The organism is Streptomyces sp. B21-105, assembly GCF_036898465.1.
Lineage (GTDB): Bacteria > Actinomycetota > Actinomycetes > Streptomycetales > Streptomycetaceae > Streptomyces.
Map to the genome: position 1 here is coordinate 162,530 of NZ_JARUMJ010000001.1, position 21,170 is coordinate 183,699.

2 protein-coding genes (1 of these 2 cut by a window edge) are annotated in these 21,170 nt (G+C 69.9%); both read right to left on the reverse strand.

What is annotated here, in order from left to right; genetic code table 11:
- Positions 1–1,795, reverse strand: partial view of a non-ribosomal peptide synthetase gene (locus QA802_RS00685; RefSeq protein WP_334517313.1) — the 5' portion only. It extends 1,298 nt beyond the left edge of the window; only the first 1,795 of its 3,093 coding nucleotides appear in the window; it begins with the start codon at positions 1,793–1,795; its stop codon lies off the left edge, out of view.
- A complete protein-coding gene (locus QA802_RS00690; protein ID WP_334517314.1) occupies positions 1,756–21,126 on the reverse strand; it encodes a non-ribosomal peptide synthase/polyketide synthase in 19,371 nt (6,456 codons plus the stop codon). The genes QA802_RS00685 and QA802_RS00690 overlap by 40 nt, the downstream gene beginning before the upstream one ends.
- Between the last annotated feature and the right edge of the window lie 44 nt (positions 21,127–21,170).

Here is a 21,170-nt window from a genome sequence, read left to right on the forward strand (position 1 = left end):
CGCCGTGGGTGACCGCCACACCCTTCGGGCGTCCCGTCGAGCCCGAGGTGTAGATGACGTATGCCAGACCGTCCCGCTCCACCGCCACGCCGGGAGACGTCGCCGGGGCGGCCGCCAACTGCGTCGCGGTCAGCGGGTCGTCCAGCGCCACCAGGCGTCCACGGCCGGCGGGGAGTTCATCGAGGATGTCCTCCGTCGTCAACGCCAGCACGGACCGGCTGTCACGGAGCATGAACGCGATGCGCTCCGCCGGGTAGTCCGGATCCACAGGCAGATAGCCGGCCCCGGCCTTCCACACACCCAGGATCGCCGCCACCATGTCCACGCCACGCGGAAGGCACAGCCCCACGACCGACTCCGGGCCGACACCCTGGCTCACCAGGAACCGGGCGATCCGGTTCGCCCGCTCGTCGAGCTCCGCGTACGACATCTCGACGCCCTCGGCGACGACCGCCACCGCGTCCGGCGTCCGCGCCGCCTGGGCTTCGAACAGCCCCGGCACCAGCCCCGTCGGCAGCTCCCGCGCCGTGTCGTTCCACTCCACCACCACCTGGCGGTGTTCGGTCTCGTCGAGGACCTGGATCTCGCTCAGCCTCAGCTGCGGGTCGGCGACGAGGAGTCCCAGGACCCGCACCCACCGCTTCGCATAGCCTTCGACCGTCGTCACGTCGAACAGGTCGGCCGCCGCGGTCACCGCACCGCGCAGCCCTGCCGGCGCGCCCTGTGCGTCGAGGACCTCTCCGACGGATACCTCGACGTCGAACTTCGCCACCGCTGCGCCGACCGGCGCCCCACCAGTACGGACCCCTGGCAGGTCGAGGACGGCCTGGGCGTTGTTCTGGAGGTCGAGCTGCACCTGGAACAGCGGGTGACGGGCCATCGAACGGCTCGGAGCCAGCTCCTCCACCAGCTTCTCGAACGGCACCTCCTGATGCGCGAGCGCCGACAGACTCGTCTCCCGCACCCGCCCCAACAGCTCCTGGAACGTCGGATCACCCGACAGATCCGTACGGATCACCAACGTGTTGATGAAGAAGCCGACCAGGTCGTCCAAGGCCTCGTCCGTACGCCCCGCGTTCGCCGAACCGATCGGAATGTCCGTCCCCGCACCCAGACGGGACAGCAGCATCGCCAACGCCGCCTGCAACACCATGAACGTCGTCACACCCTCGGCACGCGCCACCTCCTGCAGCCGCGCGTGAACCTCCGCCGAAACCTCCAACGGCACCCGATGACCCCGATGCGACGCCACCGACGGCCGCGTACGGTCGAACGGCAGCTCCAGCTCCTCCGGAGACCCGGACAACCTCTCACGCCAATAGGCCACCTGACGCGAGATCACACTCCCGGCGTCGCCCTCCTCGCCCAGCAGCTCCCGCTGCCACAGCGCATAATCCGCGTACTGCACCGGCAGCGGCACCCACTCGGGGATCCGGTTCTCACACCGCGCCGCGTAAGCCGTGGAGAGATCCCGCGCCAGGGGGCCCCTGGACCAGCCGTCACCGGCGATGTGGTGCATCGTCACCACGAACACGTGCTCATCCGGTCCGGCCGAGAACAGCCACGCCCGGATCGGCACCTCACAGGCGAGGTCGAAGGCGTATCCGGCCGCCTCGGCGACCGCGCTGTCCAGCTCCGCCGACGCCACCTCGGCCACCGACAGCTCCCACTCCAGCCCGTCGAGCGGCAGGACGAGCTGGTACGGCTCGCCGTCCGTGACCGGGAAGACAGTGCGCAGCACCTCGTGCCGGCCGATCACATCCCGCAACGCCATGCCGAGCGCCGCCTGGTCCACCTCACCCGACAGACGCAGGGCGACCGGAACGTTGTAGGTGGCACTCGGCCCTCCAACTGCCCGATGAACCACAGCCGCTGCTGGGCGAACGACAACGGCACCCGCTCCGGACGCTCCCGCGACGTCAGTGTCAGGCGGGCCGCTTCGGCCTCGGTCAGGCGCCCGGCGAGTGCGGCGACGGTCGGCGCCTCGAACAGGTCCCGCAGCGGCACCTCGACACCCAGCACCACACGAATCCGGCTCACCAGCCGGACCGCAAGAAGCGAATGCCCGCCGAGAGCGAAGAAGTCGTCGTCCACACCGACCCGCTCCAAGCCCAGGACCTGCGCGAACACCCCGCACAGGATCTCTTCCTGGAGGCTGGAGGGGGCCCGGCCGGTACCGGTGGTGAGCTGCGGGGCGGGCAGGGCCTTGCGGTCCAGCTTGCCGTTCACCGTCAACGGCAGTGCGTCGAGGACCACCACCGCCGACGGCACCATGTACCCGGGCAGACGTCCGGACGCGAACTGCGCGATGTGGCCTTGTAGTTCGGCCTGGGCGGCGTCGGTGTCCGCGGGAACGACGTACGCCACGAGGCGGGTGTCACCCGGCGTGTCCTCGCGGGCGACGACGGCGGCTTGAGCGACCTGCGGGTGCGCGGCGATGACGGCCTGGACCTCGCCGGGTTCGATCCGGAAGCCTCGGATCTTGACCTGCTCGTCCGCACGCCCCGCGAACACCAACTGACCGTCCGCCGTCCACCGCACCAGGTCACCCGTGCGGTACACGCGCTCACCACCGCCGAACGGATCGGCGACGAACCGCTCCGCCGTCAGCCCTGCCCGTCCTACGTATCCGCGTGCCAGCTGCGTGCCACCGATGTACAGCTCACCGGCCACACCCACCGGAACCGGCCGCAAGCACTCGTCCAGGACGAACATCCGCGTGTTCGCGACCGGTCCACCGAACGGCAGCGCCCCACCACCGTCCGGATCGACCTGCCCGACAGCCGTGATCACCGTCGCCTCCGTGGGCCCGTACGCATGCACAAGCCGCCGACCCCGCGCCCACTCCCGCGCCAACCCCGGATCCATCGCCTCCGAACCCACCACCATCGGCCCCACCCCGGCCAGATCCTCCAACTCCAGCACCCCGAGCAACGACGGCACCACACTCGCCGACCGCACACCCGCCGACTCCACCAGCCCCCGCAACAACGCAGGCTCCGCCCGCTCCGCCGCACCAGCCACCACCAGCGCACCACCACAACCCAACGCCACCGCCACATCCAGCACCGACGCATCGAAACTGAACGAAGCGAACTGCAGAACCGGAACCCCAGGCCCCACCTCCAACAACGGCCCGAACACCGACACCAGATTCGCCAACGAACCGTGCGAAACCCCCACACCCTTCGGCAGACCCGTCGACCCCGACGTATAGATCACATACGCCAGACCCTCCCGATCCACAGCCCCACCCGGAGCCGTAACCGCAAACCCCGCCAGCTCACCCTCCACCACCGGATCCCCCAGCCACACCACACCCAGGCCAGGGCCGGCCACCACGCCCTCCGTCACACCCCGTTGCCCGACGACAAGCTCCGCACCACTGTCCGCGAGCACGAACGCGATCCGCTCCGCCGGATACTCCGGATCGAGCGGCACATACGCACCACCCGCCTTCCACACCGCCACAATCGCGACGACCATCTCCACACCACGCGGCAGACACAGACCCACCACCGACTCCGGACCCACACCCCGCCCGATCAGCAACCGCGCCAACCGGTTCGCCCGCACATCCAACTCCGCATACGACACCTCAACACCCTCGAACACCACCGCCACCGCACCCGGCGACTCCACCACCCACCCAGCGAACAGATCCGGAACCATGACCGGCGCAACCTCGACCGCCGTGTCGTTCCACTCCACCAACACCCGACGCCGCTCCACCACACCCAACACATCCACCGCGCTCAACGGCAGGTCGGGGTCGGCGAGCAGGGCTTCCAGCACCCGGGCAAAGCGGCCCACCAGCTGTTCGGCCGTCTCCGCGTCGAACAGGTCCGCCGCCGCGACGACCGATCCGAGCAGCCCTGCCGGTGCGCCCTCCGGGTCGAAGACCTCCCCGACGGACAGTTCCAGGTCGAACTTCGCCGAGCGGGCTCCGGCCGGCATCCCACCGGCTTGCAGGCCCGGCAGTTCCAGCGTCGCCTCGGCATTGTTCTGGACCGTGAGCATCACCTGGAACAGCGGGTGGCGTGCCAGCGAGCGGGCCGGGGACAGGATCTCCACGAGCTTCTCGAACGGCACGTCCTGGTGGGCGAACGCCGACAGGCTCGTCTCGCGCACCCGGGCCAGCAACTCACGGAAGGTCGGATCGCCCGACAGATCCGTACGCACCACCACGGTGTTGACGAAGAAGCCGACCAGGTCGTCGAGGGCCACATCCGTGCGGCCGGCGTTCGCCGAGCCGATCGGGATGTCGGTGCCTGCCCCGAGCCGGGAGAGCAGGGCCGACAGTGCGGCCTGCAACACCATGTACGTGGTCACACCCTCGGCCTGTGCGACCTGCACCAGGTGGGCGTGCGCCTCGGCCGGGACAACCAGGCTCAGGCTGTGCCCGCGGTGGGAGGCCACGGCCGGACGCGAACGATCCGCCGGAAGTGCCAGCTCCTCGGGGGCGTCCGCCAGAGCGCGCCGCCAGTACGCGATCTGCTGGGAGATCACGCTGTCGGGGTCGTTCTCGTCGCCGAGCAGCTCCCGCTGCCACAGGGCGTAGTCGGCGTACTGGACCGGCAGCGGCTCCCACTGCGGGGCCCGCCCCGCGCAGCGTGCCGCGTAGGCCGTGGAGAGGTCGCGGGCCAGGGGGCCCCTGGACCAGCCGTCACCGGCGATGTGGTGCATCGTCACCACGAACACGTGCTCATCCGGTCCGGCCGAGAACAGCCACGCCCGGATCGGCACCTCGCAGGCCAGGTCGAAGGCGTATCCGGCCGCCTCGGCGACCGCGCTGTCCAGCTCCGCCGGCGCCACCTCGGCCACCGACAGCTCCCAGTCGAGATCGTCGAGCGGCAGGACGAGCTGGTACGGCTCGTCGTCGGCGATCGGGAAGACCGTACGGAGTACCTCGTGCCGGCCTATGACGTCCCGCAGGGCCTGGCCGAGTGCCTCCCGGTCCACTCCGCCCGACAGCCGCAGGGCCACCGGCGTGTTGTAGGCGGCAGTGGAGTCTTCGAGGCGACCGATGAACCACAGCCGCTGCTGGGCGAACGACAGTGGCACCCGCTCCGGACGCTGACCTGCCGTCAGCGCCGCGCGCGCCCGCTCCGCGCCCGCCAGCCGGGCGGCGAGTCCGGCAGCCGTGCGCGCCTCGAACAGCGCCCGGACCTCCATCTCCACGCCCAGTACGGTCCGTACCCGGCTGGCCAGCCGGGTGGCGAGCAGGGAGTGGCCGCCCAGCACGAAGAAGTCGTCGTCCACGCCGACCCGCTCCAGACCGAGTACCTCGGCGAACGCGGCGCACAGGAGTTCCTCCTCCACGGTCGTCGCCCGACGTCCGCCGGGCGTCAGCGCGGACGCGTAGTCGGGGGCGGGCAGCGCCTTGCGGTCCAGCTTCCCGTTCACCGTCAGCGGCAGGGTGTCGAGCGCCACCACGGCCGCGGGCACCATGTGCTCCGGCAGGCGCTTGGCCACGAACTCCCGGACCGGTTCGGTGAGGTCTCCCTCGTCGTCGGCCGGCACGACGTACGCCACCAGGCGCTTGTCCCCCGGCGTGTCCTCGCGGGCGATCACCGCTGTCCGCACCACCGACGGGTGCGCGGCGATCACGTTCTCGATCTCGCCCGGCTCGATCCGGAATCCCCGGATCTTCACCTGGTCGTCGACGCGCCCGGTGAAGACGAGCTGCCCGTCCGCGGTCCACCGCACCCGGTCGCCGGTGCGGTACATCCGCTCGCCGGCGGTGCCGAAGGGGCAGGCCACGAAGCGGTCCGCCGTCAGGCCGGCCCGCCCGAAGTAGCCCCGCGCCAGACCCGCGCCCGCCACGTAGAGCTCACCCGCAACGCCGACCGGCACGGGGTTCAGCGCGTCGTCCAGGACGAACACCCGAGTGTTGGGGTTCGGCGCACCGATGGACGGTTCCGCCCCCGGCCTGAGCGGCTCGGACATGGTCGCGCAGACCGTCGTCTCCGTCGGGCCGTACGCGTTGACGAGGCGACGGCCGTCCGACCAGCCGGACAGCAGCTCCGCGTCGAGCGCCTCGCCCGCGGTCACCAGCGTGGTCACCGACGGCAGGCTGCCCAGCTCCAGGACGGCCAGCACCGCGGGCGGAAGCGTCACATGGGTCACCCCGTGCCGGGCGACCACGTCGGTGAGACCCGAGGATCCCGACCCGGGAACGAGCTCACGCGACGCGGCGAGCACCAGGCGGGCGCCGGAGCACAGGGCCATCAGCACTTCCGATGTGGCCGCGTCGAAGCTCATCGACGCGAACTGCAGCACCCGGCTGTCGCCGGTGACCGCAAACCGCTCCATCTGCGCAGCCACGAGGTTCCCCACACCCGCGTGCGGCACCAGGACGCCCTTGGGCCGCCCGGTGGAACCGGAGGTGTAGATGACGTACGCCAACCCGTCCGGGGCCACCCGCACACCGGGGGTGGTGGTGGGCGCGGCCGCCAGCTGCATCGTCGTCAGCGTGTCGTCGATCGCGACCAGACGGGACCGGCCGGCCGGGAGGTCGTCGAAGATCTCCTCGGTCGTCAAGGTGAGCACGGCCCGGCTGTCGCGGAGCATGTACGCCACCCGGTCCGCCGGGTACTCCGGATCCACGGGCAGGTACGCCGCCCCGGCCTTCCACACACCCAGAAGCGCCGCGATCATGTCCACGCCGCGCGGCAGGCACAGGGCGACCACCGTCTCCGTGCCGACGCCTTGGCCGACGAGGTAGTGCGCCAGCCGGTTCGCGCGGGCGTCCAGCTCCGCGTACGACGTCTCGACACCGTCGGTCACGATCGCGACGGCGTCAGGGGTCCGCGCCGCCCGCGTCTCGAACAGGCGCAGCGCCGACGGCTCCACGGGCTCGGTGGTGGTGTCGTTCCACTCGGTCAGCAGGCGGTGCCGCTCGGCCTCGTCGAGCACCTGGACCGCACTCAGCGGGAGGCCCGGCTCGGCGGACACCGTCTCCAGCAGCCGCGCCAGCCGTGCCGCGAGCCGCTCGACCGTCTCCGCGTGGAACAGGTCCGCCGCGGCGACGACCGAGCCGTGCAGGCCCGCCGGTGTGCCCTGGCCGTCGTACACCTCGCCGATCAGCACCTCGATGTCGAGCTTGGAGGCCCGCGTGGCCGAGGAGCGCTCACCGGACGTGCCTTCGGCCCGTACGCCCGGCAGATCCAGTACCGCTTCGGCGTTGTTCTGCATCGTGAAGACGACCTGGAACAGCGGGTGACGGGCCAGGGAACGGACCGGCGCCAGCTCCTCCACCAGCTTCTCGAACGGCACCTCCTGGTGCGCGAACGCCGACAGGCTCGCTTCTCGCACCCGGCCCAGCACCTCACGGAACGTCGGGTCGCCCGACAGGTCGGTACGCAGCACCAGCGTGTTCACGAAGAACCCGACCAGGTCGTCCAGGGCCTCGTCCGTACGCCCCGCGTTCGCCGAGCCGATCGGGATGTCGGTGCCCGCCCCGAGCCGCGACAGAAGCACGGCCAGCGCGGACTGCAGGACCATGAACATGGTGACGCCCTCGGCGCGCGCCACCTCCACCAGCCGTGCGTGGACCTCGGCCGGCACGGTCATGGACACGCTGTGGCCACGGTGAGAAGCCACGGCCGGACGGGAACGGTCCGCGGGGAGAACCAGCTCCTCCGGTGCGCCGGCCAGCGTCTCGCGCCAGTAGGCGACCTGGGCGGCGAGCAGGCTGTCGGGGTCGTTCTCGTCGCCGAGCAGCTCCCGCTGCCACAGCGCGTAGTCCGCGTACTGGACCGGCAGCGGCTCCCACTCCGGGACACCGCCCTCGCGCCGGGCGGCGTACGCGGTGGAGACGTCCCGGGCGAGGGGACCCGTGGACCAGCCGTCGCTGGCGATGTGGTGGATGGTCACCGACAGGACCCGCTCGTCAGGGCCCGCGTCGAACAGCCAGGCCCGGATGGGCACCTCGGTCGCCAGGTCGAAGGCGTACTGCGCCGCGTCGATGAGGGCGGCGTCAAGCTCCGCGGGCTCCACGGCGGCCACGGTCAGCTGCCAGTCCAGCTCGTCGGGGTCGAGGATGTGCTGGTAGGGGGTGCCCTCGGCCATCGGGAACACCGTGCGCAGCACCTCGTGCCGGCCTATGACGTCCTGCAGGGCCATGCCGAGCGCGTCACGGTCCACGTCACCTGACAGGCGCAGGGTGATGGGGGTGTTGTAAGTGGCGCCCGGGCCCTCGAGCTGGCCGATGAACCACAGCCGCTGCTGGGCGAACGACAACGGCACGCGCTCGGGACGTTCGACGGTGGTCAGCGCCACCCGGGCCTGGCCGACCCCGGCCGCCAGCTGGGCGGCGAGCCCGGAGACGGTCGGAGCCTCGAACAGCTGCCGGATCTCCACCTCGACACCGAGGACGGTACGGATACGGCTGATCAGCCGGACCGCGAGGAGCGAGTGGCCGCCCAGCTCGAAGAAGTCGTCGTCGACGCCGACGCTGTCCAGCCCCAGGACCTCGGCGAACGCCACGCACAGGATCTCCTCCTGAAGCGTCGCCGCACGACGGACACTGGCACGGTTGAAGCCGTAGACGGGGGCGGGGAGAGCAGACCGGTCGAGCTTGCCGTTCGCGGTCAGCGGCAGCGCGTCGAGGACCACCACCACCGACGGCACCATGTGCTCCGGCAGCCGACCGGCCGCGAACTGACGTACGTGTGCGGAGAGTTCACTGTCCGCCGCGTCCTCGTCGTCGGGTACGACGTAGGCCACCAGGCGGGTGTCTCCCGGCGTGTCCTCACGAGCGATCACAGCAGCCTGGACGACCTGCGGGTGTGCGGTCAGTACGGCCTGCACCTCACCCGGCTCGATCCGGAAACCCCGGATCTTCACCTGGTCGTCCGTGCGGCCCAGGAAGACGACCTGACCGTCCACCGTCCACTTCGCCCGGTCACCGGTGCGATACATCCGCCCACCGGTAGCGGAGAACGGGTCGGCGACGAACCGCTCCGACGTCAGTCCCGCACGCCCGACATAACCACGCGCAACACCAGCACCCGCGACATACAACTCACCCGCAACACCCACCGGCACCGGCTGCAACCGGTCATCCAGCACCCAGAAACGAGTGTTGGCGATCGGCGTACCCACCGGCACGACACCATCGGCAACCAGGTCCGCACTCAGCCGGACGGTCGCGACACCGATCGTGGCCTCGGTCGGACCGTAGTGGTTGAACACCCCACACTCACCCGCGGCCGCCACCAGCTCCCGCACCCACGACACCGAAGCAGCCTCACCACCCAGCACCAACGACTTCGCCGGCAAGACACCTCCCAGACCACCACCGGCAGACAACGCCGCCAGATGCGAAGGCACCGCCTTGAGATAGTCGATCCGGTGCTCCCTCAGATACGCGGCCACGACAGCCGGATCCGTCACCGCACCCTCGTCCAGGATGTGCAGCTCACCGCCCGTGGCAAGAGCCGCGAAGACAACCGTGTTACCCAGATCCGTCGCCTGCGCCTGCAACAACGCATAACGACCACCCGGCTCACCGAACCCCACCCGCCCCGGAACCGACACCACATAATTCGCCAGACCACCATGGGTGACCGCAACACCCTTCGGCTGACCCGTCGAACCCGACGTATAAATCACATACGCCAACGCTCCTGCCGGAACGACCACGTCAGGCACGGTCGCCGCAGCCGCAGCAAGCTGCAACTCCATCAACGCACCGTCAACCGCCACCAGACGCCCCCGACCAGCCGGAAGCTCCTCAAGAACCTCCTCCGTCGTCAGCGTCAGCACCACACGGCTGTCACGGAGCATGTACGAGATCCGCTCCGTCGGCTGAGCCGGATCGATCGGCAGATAACCCGCACCCGCCTTCCACACACCCAAAATCCCCGCAACCATCTCCACACCACGCGGCAAAGACAGACCGACAACAGACTCCGCACCCACACCCTGGCCAAGCAGATAATGCGCGATCCGGTTCGCCCGCGCGTCCAGCTCCGCATACGACACCGACACACCGTCCGCGACCACCGCCACAGCATCCGGCGTCCGCGCCACCTGCGCCCCGAACACCTCATGCACCGCAACAGCAGGCACAACAACCGCCGTGTCATTCCACTCACCCACCACCCGACGACGCTCAACCCCACCGAGCACATCCACGGCACCCAACCGAGTCCGCGGATCATCAGCCAACGCCCCCAGCACCCGCAGCCAGGCATCCGCGATCCGACCGGCCCACTCCGCATCGAACAAGTCCAACGCCACCGTCACCGAACCCCACAACCCCGCCGGGGCACCATCAGCGTCGAACACCTCCCGCACCATCACATCGAGATCGAACTTGGCGGCCCGTTCCCCCGCCTCCACGCCACCGGCAAGCACCACGGGTACATCGACCACGGCGTCGATCGTGTCCAGCTTGGTCAGGACCACCTGGAACAGCGGGTGCCGTGCCATCGACCGGCTGGGGGACAGCTCCTCCACCAGCTTCTCGAAGGGCACATCCTGATGGGCGAAGCTCGAAAGTCCCGACTCCCGCACGCGCGAGAGGAGTTCGGTGAACATCGGGTCCCCGGTCAGATCGACCCGCAGCACGAGCGTGTTGACGAAGCACCCGATCAGGTCGTCCAGGGCTTCGTCCGTACGCCCGGCATGTGCCGAGCCGATCGGGATGTCGGTTCCCGCGCCCAGCCGGGACAGCAGCACCGCCAGCGCCGCCTGTACGACCATGAACAGGGTCACGCCTTCGGCGCGCGCCACCTCCACAAGGCGTGCGTGCACCTCGGCCGGAATCTCCAGCGGCACAGTGTGCCCACGGTGAGAAGCCACGACCGGGCGCGGCCGGTCGAAAGGCAGCGCAAGCTCCTCCGGTGCGCCGGCCAGCGTCTCCCGCCAGTAGGCGACCTGGCGGGAGATCACACTCTCGGGGTCGTTCTCGTCGCCGAGCAGCTCCCGCTGCCACAGGGCGTAGTCGGCGTACTGGACCGGCAGCGGCTCCCACTCCGGGGCCCGCCCCGCACACCGCGCCGCGTAAGCAGTGGAGAAGTCCCGGGCGAGGGGGGCCTGTGACCAGCCGTCGCTGGCGATGTGGTGGATGGTCACCGCCAGGACCCGCTCGTCAGGGCCCGCGTCGAACAGCCAGGCCCGGATGGGCACCTCGGTCGCCAGGTCGAAGGCGTACTGCGCCGCCTCGGCAACCGCAGCGGCCAGCTCCGTAGGCTCGACCTGTGCCACGGTCAGCTCCCACACCACGTCCGCCGGGTCCAGGACGTGCTGGTACGGCTCACCGTCCGCGACCTTGAGCACCGTGCGCAGCACCTCGTGCCGGCCTATGACGTCCTGCAGGGCCATGCCGAGCGCGTCACGGTCCACGTCACCTGACAGGCGCAGGGTGATGGGGGTGTTGTAAGTGGCGCCCGGGCCCTCGAGCTGGCCGATGAACCACAGCCGCTGCTGGGCGAACGACAACGGCACGCGCTCGGGACGTTCGACGGTCGTCAGCGCCACCCGGGCCTGGCCGACCCCGGCCGCCAGCTGGGCGGCGAGCCCGGAGACGGTCGGAGCCTCGAACAGCTGCCGGATCTCCACCTCGACACCGAGGACGGTACGGATACGGCTGATCAGCCGGACCGCGAGGAGCGAGTGGCCGCCCAGCTCGAAGAAGTCGTCGTCGACGCCGACGCTGTCCAGCCCCAAGACCTCGGCGAACGCCACGCACAGGATCTCCTCCTGAAGCGTCGCCGCACGACGGACACTGGCACGGTTGAAGCCGTAGACGGGGGCGGGGAGAGCAGACCGGTCGAGCTTGCCGTTCGCGGTCAGCGGCAGCGCGTCGAGGACCACCACCACCGACGGCACCATGTGCTCCGGCAGCCGCTGGACGGCGAACTGCTTGAGAACAGCGGCCAGTTCAGTCGGGACCGCGTCCTCGTCGTCGGGCACGACGTAGGCCACCAGGCGGGTGTCTCCCGGCGTGTCCTCACGAGCGATCACAGCAGCCTGGACGACCTGCGGGTGTGCGGTCAGTACGGCCTGCACCTCACCCGGCTCGATCCGGAAACCCCGGATCTTCACCTGGTCGTCCGTGCGGCCCAGGAAGACGACCTGACCGTCCACCGTCCACTTCGCCCCGTCACCGGTGCGATACATCCGCCCACCGGTAGCGGAGAACGGGTCGGCGACGAACCGCTCCGACGTCAGTCCCGCACGCCCGACATAACCACGCGCAACACCAGCACCCGCGACATACAACTCACCCGCAACACCCACCGGCACCGGCTGCAACCGGTCATCCAGCACCCAGAAACGAGTGTTGGCGATCGGCGTACCCACCGGCACGACACCATCGGCAACCAGGTCCGCACTCAGCCGGACGGTCGCGACACCGATCGTGGCCTCGGTCGGACCGTAGTGGTTGAACACCCCACACTCACCCGCGGCCGCCACCAGCTCCCGCACCCACGACACCGAAGCAGCCTCACCACCCAGCACCAACGACTTCGCCGGCAAGACACCTCCCAGACCACCACCGGCAGACAACGCCGCCAGATGCGAAGGCACCGCCTTGAGATAGTCGATCCGGTGCTCCCTCAGATACGCGGCCACGACAGCCGGATCCGTCACCGCACCCTCGTCCAGGATGTGCAGCTCACCGCCCGTGGCAAGAGCCGCGAAGACAACCGTGTTACCCAGATCCGTCGCCTGCGCCTGCAACAACGCATAACGACCACCCGGCTCACCGAACCCCACCCGCCCCGGAACCGACACCACATAATTCGCCAGACCACCATGGGTGACCGCAACACCCTTCGGCTGACCCGTCGAACCCGACGTATAAATCACATACGCCAACGCTCCTGCCGGAACGACCACGTCAGGCACGGTCGCCGCAGCCGCAGCAAGCTGCAACTCCATCAACGCACCGTCAACCGCCACCAGACGCCCCCGACCAGCCGGAAGCTCCTCAAGAACCTCCTCCGTCGTCAGCGTCAGCACCACACGGCTGTCACGGAGCATGTAAGAGATCCGCTCCGTCGGCTGAGCCGGATCGATCGGCAGATAACCCGCACCCGCCTTCCACACACCCAAAATCCCCGCAACCATCTCCACACCACGCGGCAAAGACAGACCGACAACAGACTCCGCACCCACACCCTGGCCAAGCAGATAATGCGCGATCCGGTTCGCCCGAGCGTCCAGCTCCGCATACGACACCGACACACCGTCCGCGACCACCGCCACAGCATCCGGCGTCCGCGCCACCTGCGCCCCGAACACCTCATGCACCGCAACAGCAGGCACAACAACCGCCGTGTCATTCCACTCACCCACCACCCGACGACGCTCAACCCCACCGAGCACATCCACGGCACCCAACCGAGTCCGCGGATCATCAGCCAACGCCCCCAGCACCCGCAGCCAGGCATCCGCGATCCGACCGGCCCACTCCGCATCGAACAAGTCCAACGCCACCGTCACCGAACCCCACAACCCCGCCGGGGCACCATCAGCGTCGAACACCTCCCGCACCATCACATCGAGATCGAACTTTGCCGCAGCTCTGCCGGCCGACAGGTCGTCCGACACGCTGCCCGCCCACACACCCGGGAGGTCGAGCACAGCGTCGATGGTGTTCTGCATCGTGAAGACGACCTGGAACAGCGGATGCCGGGCCAGCGACCGGGCCGGGGACAGCTCCTCCACCAGCCGCTCGAACGGCACATCCTGATGCGCGAACGCCGACAGGCTCCTCTCCCGCACCCGCCCCAGCACCTCACGGAACGTCGGGTCGCCCGACAGATCCGTGCGGATCACCAGCGTGTTGATGAAGAAGCCGACCATGTCGTCCAGGGCCTCGTCCGTACGCCCCGCGTTCGCCGAACCGATGGGGATGTCCGTGCCCGCACCGAGCCGGGACAGCAACACCGCCAGCGCCGCCTGCAACACCATGAACGTGGTCACGCCCTCGGCGCGCGCCACCTCCACAAGGCGTGCGTGCAGCTCCGTCGGAATCTCCAGCGGGACGGTGTGCCCGAGGTGGGAGGCCACGGCCGGCCTGGACCGGTCGAACGGCAGCTCAAGTTCCTCCGGCGCACCGGCCAACGCTTCACGCCAGTAGCCGATCTGCCGGGACATCAGACTCTCCGCGTCCCGCTCGTCGCCGAGCAGTTCGCGTTGCCAGAGGGTGTAGTCGGCGTACTGCACCGGCAGCGGTCCCCACTCCGGGGCCCGCCCCGCGCACCGCGCCTCGTAGGCGACCGACACATCCCGCGCCAGTGGGCCCATGGACCAGCCGTCACCCGCGATGTGGTGGACCACCACGACCAGGACGTGTTCGTCCGGTCCGGCCGTGAACAGCCAGGCCCGGATCGGCACGTCGGAAGCCAGCTCGAACGCGTACTGCTCTGCCTCGGAGATCGCATCCGCGAGCTCGGTCGACGCGTCGTCGGCGGTGAGGTCCACCGACTGAAGCTGCCACTCCAGCTCGGCCAGTTCCCGAACCTGCTGGTACGGCTGTCCGTCCGCCTCTGCGAAGACGGTGCGCAGCACCTCGTGCCTGCCGATCACGTCCCGCAGCGCCGTGCCGAGGGCGTCGCGGTCGACGTCACCCGACAGGCGGAGTGTCACGGGGACGTTGTAGGTGGCGCTCGGGCCCTCCAACTGCCCGATGAACCACAGCCGCTGCTGGGCGAACGACAACGGCACCCGCTCGGGACGCTCCCTCTGTGTGAGCGCCTTGCGCGCCGCGTCGACGCCGCCCAGCTGGGACCCGGCCAGCTGGGCTGCGAGTGCGGCGACGGTCGGCGCCTCGAACAGGTCCCGCAGCGGCACCTCGACACCCAGCACCACACGAATCCGGCTCACCAGCCGGACCGCAAGAAGCGAATGCCCGCCGAGAGCGAAGAAGTCGTCGTCCACACCGACCCGCTCCAAGCCCAGGACCTGCGCGAACACCCCGCACAGGATCTCTTCCTGGAGGCTGGAGGGGGCCCGGCCGGTACCGGTGGTGAGCTGCGGGGCGGGCAGGGCCTTGCGGTCCAGCTTGCCGTTCACCGTCAACGGCAGTGCGTCGAGGACCACCACCGCCGACGGCACCATGTACCCGGGCAGGTACTCGGACACGAACGCGCTCACCGATGCCGGCAGCGTGTCGTGCTCCGACCCGGCAGGAACCACATAGGCCACGAGGCGCGTATCCCCCGGCGCGTCCTCGCGGGCGACCACCGCCGCCTGCGCCACACCCGGGTGCGCCGCCACCGCCGCTTGCACCTCACCCGGCTCGATCCGGAAGCCTCGGATCTTGACCTGCTCGTCCGCACGCCCCGCGAACACCAACTGACCGTCCGCCGTCCACCGCACCAGGTCACCCGTGCGGTACACGCGCTCACCACCGCCGAACGGATCGGCGACGAACCGCTCCGCCGTCAGCCCTGCCCGTCCTACGTATCCGCGTGCCAGCTGCGTGCCACCGATGTACAGCTCACCGGCCACACCCACCGGAACCGGCCGCAAGCACTCGTCCAGGACGAACATCCGCGTGTTCGCGACCGGTCCACCGAACGGCAGCGCCCCACCACCGTCCGGATCGACCTGCCCGACAGCCGTGATCACCGTCGCCTCCGTGGGCCCGTACGCATGCACAAGCCGCCGACCCCGCGCCCACTCCCGCGCCAACCCCGGATCCATCGCCTCCGAACCCACCACCATCGGCCCCACCCCGGCCAGATCCTCCAACTCCAGCACCCCGAGCAACGACGGCACCACACTCGCCGACCGCACACCCGCCGACTCCACCAGCCCCCGCAACAACGCAGGCTCCGCCCGCTCCGCCGCACCAGCCACCACCAGCGCACCACCACAACCCAACGCCACCGCCACATCCAGCACCGACGCATCGAAACTGAACGAAGCGAACTGCAGAACCGGAACCCCAGGCCCCACCTCCAACAACGGCCCGAACACCGACACCAGATTCGCCAACGAACCGTGCGAAACCCCCACACCCTTCGGCAGACCCGTCGACCCCGACGTATAGATCACATACGCCAGACCCTCCCGATCCACAGCCCCACCCGGAGCCGTAACCGCAAACCCCGCCAGCTCACCCTCCACCACCGGATCCCCCAGCCACACCACACCCAGGCCAGGGCCGGCCACCACGCCCTCCGTCACACCCCGTTGCCCGACGACAAGCTCCGCACCACTGTCCGCGAGCACGAACGCGATCCGCTCCGCCGGATACTCCGGATCGAGCGGCACATACGCACCACCCGCCTTCCACACCGCCACAATCGCGACGACCATCTCCACACCACGCGGCAGACACAGACCCACCACCGACTCCGGACCCACACCCCGCCCGATCAGCAACCGCGCCAACCGGTTCGCCCGCACATCCAACTCCGCATACGACACCTCAACACCCTCGAACACCACCGCCACCGCACCCGGCGACTCCACCACCCACCCAGCGAACAGATCCGGAACCATGACCGGCGCAACCTCGACCGCCGTGTCGTTCCACTCCACCAACACCCGACGCCGCTCCACCACACCCAACACATCCACCGCGCTCAACGGCAGGTCCTCGCCACCGTCCAGCGCGTCTTCCAGTGCGGCTACCAGGCCCTCGGTCGCGGTCCGCACCAAGGAACCGACGGCGTGCGGGTCGATCGGTGCCACTGCGTCGACAGACAGCCCGATCCGGTCCCCGCTGTCGTCGACGGAGACGGCGAGCGGATAGTTGGTGCGCTCGCGCGAGAAGACGGGGCGAAGCCCCTGGATGTCGCCCGCCGGTCGGCCCTCGTCGCCGAGGGGGGTGGCGGTGGTGTTGTGCCGGTAGTTGAGGAACGAGGTGAACAGCGGCATGTTCGCCGCGACACCGCTGGCGCGCTGTGCCACGGCCAGGGTCGCGTGTTCGTGCTCCAGAAGCTCGGCCAGCTGTCCGCGCATCGCGGACACGGCGGCCAGGGCGCCCACCTCGGCCGTCCGGACGCGTACGGGCAGCGTGTTGAGGAAGGGACCGGGTACCTGGTCGGCGCCGGCCCCGGCGTTCATGCGGCCGAACAGGACGGTGCCGAAAACCACGTCGTCCCGGCCGCTGACGGCCGCCACGGCACGCGCCCACGCCACGTGCATCACGGTCGCCGCGCTGACTCCCAGGCGACGCGATATCTCCCTGAGGCGATCGCGCAGCTCGGGTGAGAAGTCGACTTCGGCCCGCTTCACGCCGGACCCGTCGCCGAGTACGTCCGTCAGGCCGAACGGGGCCGTCGGTTCGTCCACGTCGCCGAGCAGGTTCTCGAAGTAGCGCTCATGTCCGGCGCGCGCCGACTCGTCGCGTGCCTGGGCCACGAAGTTCCGGAACGGCAGTGGCTGCGCCAGCGCTTCGCCGTGGCCCGCCAGGAATGCCCGTACCTCTGTGAGGAGCACTTCCAGGGCCGTGTGGTCCTGGACCATGTGGTGCACCCGGACGAGGGCCAGCCACCGGCCGTCCGGCAGGCCGGCGGTGTACGGGTGGATCAGCGGGGCCCGTCCCAGGTCCATCGCGTCGCCGGCGCGCGCCATCAGCTCGGCCACCGGGTCGGTGCTCCGCGGGTCCAGAGCCACTTCGTCCACCGACAGCTCGGCCCGGCGCCACACCACCTGGACCGGCTCGCGCAGGCCTTCCCACACGATCGCCGTGCGCAGGATGTCATGGCGGTCGACCACCCGCTGGAGGGCGTCGAGGAAGGCGTGCAGCCGGTCGCGGGAGTCGAATTCGAGGACCGTCGGCATCACATACGCGTCGTCCTCGCCGTCGGCGGCCAGGAGGTGGTGGAAGAGCAGACCTTCCTGGAGGGGTGCGAGCGGGTAGACGTCGGCCACGTTGGCCGCGCCGCCGTCGACGCCCGCGACGACCCGCTCGACCTCCTCGGCCGACAGATCCACCAGCGGCAGCATCTGAGGGTTGATCACGGTCGCACCCGCGGGGATGAGATTCTCCGGCACCACCACCCGCTCGGTGCCCACCGACAGCGCGAGCCCGGCGGGAGTCGGGGTCTGGAACAGCGCACGCACCGACACGGTCACGCCCCGCGCCCGTACCGCCTCGACGAGGCGGATCGCCAGCAGCGAGTGTCCGCCCAGGGCGAAGAAGTCATCGTCGGCGCCGACGCTCTCCAGGCCGAGGACCTCGGCGAAGGCGGCGCACAGGATCTCCTCCCGCACACTCGCGGGGCCTCGTCCGGCACCCGAGCGGTGTTCCGGGGCGGGCAAGGCACTCCGATCGAGCTTTCCGTTCGCGTTCAGCGGCAGCGCGTCCAGCACCACCACCGCCGACGGCACCATGTACGACGGCAACCGCCGCGCGACGAACTCGCTCACCCCTACCGTCAGTTGACCGTCGGCACCTTCGGCGGACACGACGTAGGCGACCAGGCGCTTGTCGCCCGGGATGTCCTCGCGGACGGTCACCACAGCCTGAGCAACCTGCGGATGCGCGACCACAGCCGCCTGGACCTCGCCCAGCTCGATCCGGAAACCGCGTACCTTCACCTGCTCATCGACCCGGCCCAAATACTCGACCTGACCATCACCGTTCCACCGCACCAGGTCACCGGTCCGATACAGCCGCTCACCCCCACCGAACGGATCGGCCACGAACCGCTCCGCCGTCAACCCCGCACGCCCCACATACCCACGCGCCAGACCCGACCCCGCGATATAGAGTTCCCCGGCCACACCCACCGGCACCGGCGACATCGCACCGTCCAGCACATACACCCGGGCATTCGAGATCGGCCGCCCGATCGGCACCAGCCCCTCGACATCCTCGTCCGTGGACCACGCCGTCGCATACACCGTCGCCTCGGTCGGACCATAGATGTTCGCCACCCGGGCTTCCGGCAACGCCCCACGAATACTCCCGACCACATCCGCGGTCAGCGCCTCACCCGCCAACACCACCGCCCGCGGCCGCACAGAAAGCCCACCACCAGCCACCACCTGCGCAAACGCCGACGGCACACCACTGACCAGACTCACCGCCCCCACCCCGGCCCCACCATCAGCCAGCGCCAGCACATCGTCCACGATCACCACACTGCCGCCCGACACCAACGGACCGAACAACTCGAACACCGACACATCGAAGTTGAACGACGTCGACACCAACACCCGCGAGAAATCGGCACCGCCGAACTCACCGACCGCCCACGACAACAAGTTCACCACCGAACGATGCTCGACCACCACACCCTTCGGACGCCCCGTCGACCCGGACGTGAAGATCACATACGCCGGATTCTCCGGCCGCGGCCCCACGCCGGCGAGGCCACCGCCATCCAGGCGGGCCAGCTCCTCGACCACCGACGGCGCGTCCACCACAACCCGCGCCACACCGCCCGGCAGCACACCCTCCACCGCCGCCGAAGTCAGCACCACGACAGCACCGGCATCCCCGAGCATGTAACTGATCCGCTCGGCCGGATACCCCGGATCAACCGGCAGATACGCACCACCGGCCTTCATCACACCCAGCAACGCCGCCACCGTCTCGACACCACGCCCCATACACACACCCACCACCGACTCCGCACCCACACCCCGCCCGATCAGCAACCGCGCCAACCGGTTCGCCCGCACATCCAACTCCGCAAACGACACCGACACACCATCCGCCACCACCGCCACCGCACCCGGCGACCTCACCACCTGCGCCTCGAACAACCCCACCACCGTCGAAGACGCAACCACAGCCCCGGTGTCGTTCCACTCCACCAACACCCGACGACGCGCATCCTCATCAAGCACGTCCACCGCGCTCAACCGCGTCTCCGGATCGGCCGCGACCACCTCCAGCACCCGGACCCACCACTGCGCGAGCCGCTCGACCGTTGCCATGTCGAACAGGTCGACCGCCGCCGTGATGTCGCCCCGCACCCCTGCGGGGGCGCCGTCGGCGTCGAAGACCTCCTCGGCCGAGACCTCCAGGTCGAACTTGGCCGCCGCGGCTCCCGTGGTCAGCTCGGCGGACATGTCCACGATGCGTGCGCCGGGCAGGTCGACCGCCGCGCCCCGGGCGACGTTCTGCACCGCGAGCATCACCTGGAACAGGGGGTGCCGGGCCATGGAACGGGCCGGCGCCAGTTCCTCCACCAGCTTCTCGAACGGCACTTCCTGGTGGGCCAGCGCCGACAGGCTCGTCTCGCGCGCCCGGCCCAGCAGCTCCCGGAACGTCGGGTCGCCCGACAGGTCCGTCCGCATCACGAGCGTGTTGACGAAGAAGCCGACGAGGTCGCCCAGGTCGACATCCGTACGTCCGGCCACGGCCGTGCCGATCGGGATGTCGGTGCCCGCGCCGAGGCGGGACAACATCATGGCCAGTGCGGCCTGGAGGACCATGAACGTGGTCGCGCCCTCGGCGCGCGCCACCTGTGCCAGCCGGGCGTGCACGGCGGCCGGGACGGCGAACGGGACGCTGTGGCCCTGGTGGGACGGGACCGCCGGGCGCTGGTGGTCGAAGGGGAGTTCCAGTTCCTCGGGCGCGTCCGCCAGGGCGTCGCGCCAGTAGTCGACCTGCCGGGAGATCACGCTCTCCGGGTTGTTCTCGTCGCCGAGCAGCTCGCGCTGCCACAGCGCGTAGTCGGCGTACTGGACCGGCAGCGGCTCCCACCCCGGGGTCCGGCCCGCGCACCGCGCCTCGTAGGCGACCGACACGTCCCGCGCCAGCGGGCCCATGGACCAGCCGTCACCCGCGATGTGATGGACGACCACGGCCAGGGCGTGCTCGTTCGGCCCGGCCGAGAACAGCCAGGCACGGATGGGCAGTTCGGACGACAGGTCGAACTCGTGGCCGACGACGCCAAAGACGGCGCCTGCCAGGTCCGCGGGCGTGGCGGAGCCGGGCAGTTCCACGACCTGGAGCTCCCAGTCCAGGTCCGCGACGTCCGTGATCCGCTGATGGGGCTCGCCGTCGGTCACGGCGAAGGTGGTGCGTAGCACCTCGTGCCGCTCCAGGACGTCCCGCAGTGCCGCGCCCAGCGCCTCCCGGTCCACCGTGCCCGACAGGCGAAGGGCGACCGGGATGTTGTACGTCGCGCTCGGGCCCTCCAGCTGCGCGAGGAACCACAGCCGACGCTGCGCAAAGGACAACGGAATCATCAGGACCCTCCTGGTTACGTCCGGGACGCACGGCGGCCGTCCGC

What these genes read in the sequence shown, in the direction of transcription:
- QA802_RS00690 (WP_334517314.1), bottom strand. Translation starts at nt 21,126, where the DNA reads ATGATTCCGTTGTCCTTTGCGCAGCGTCGGCTGTGGTTCCTCGCGCAG.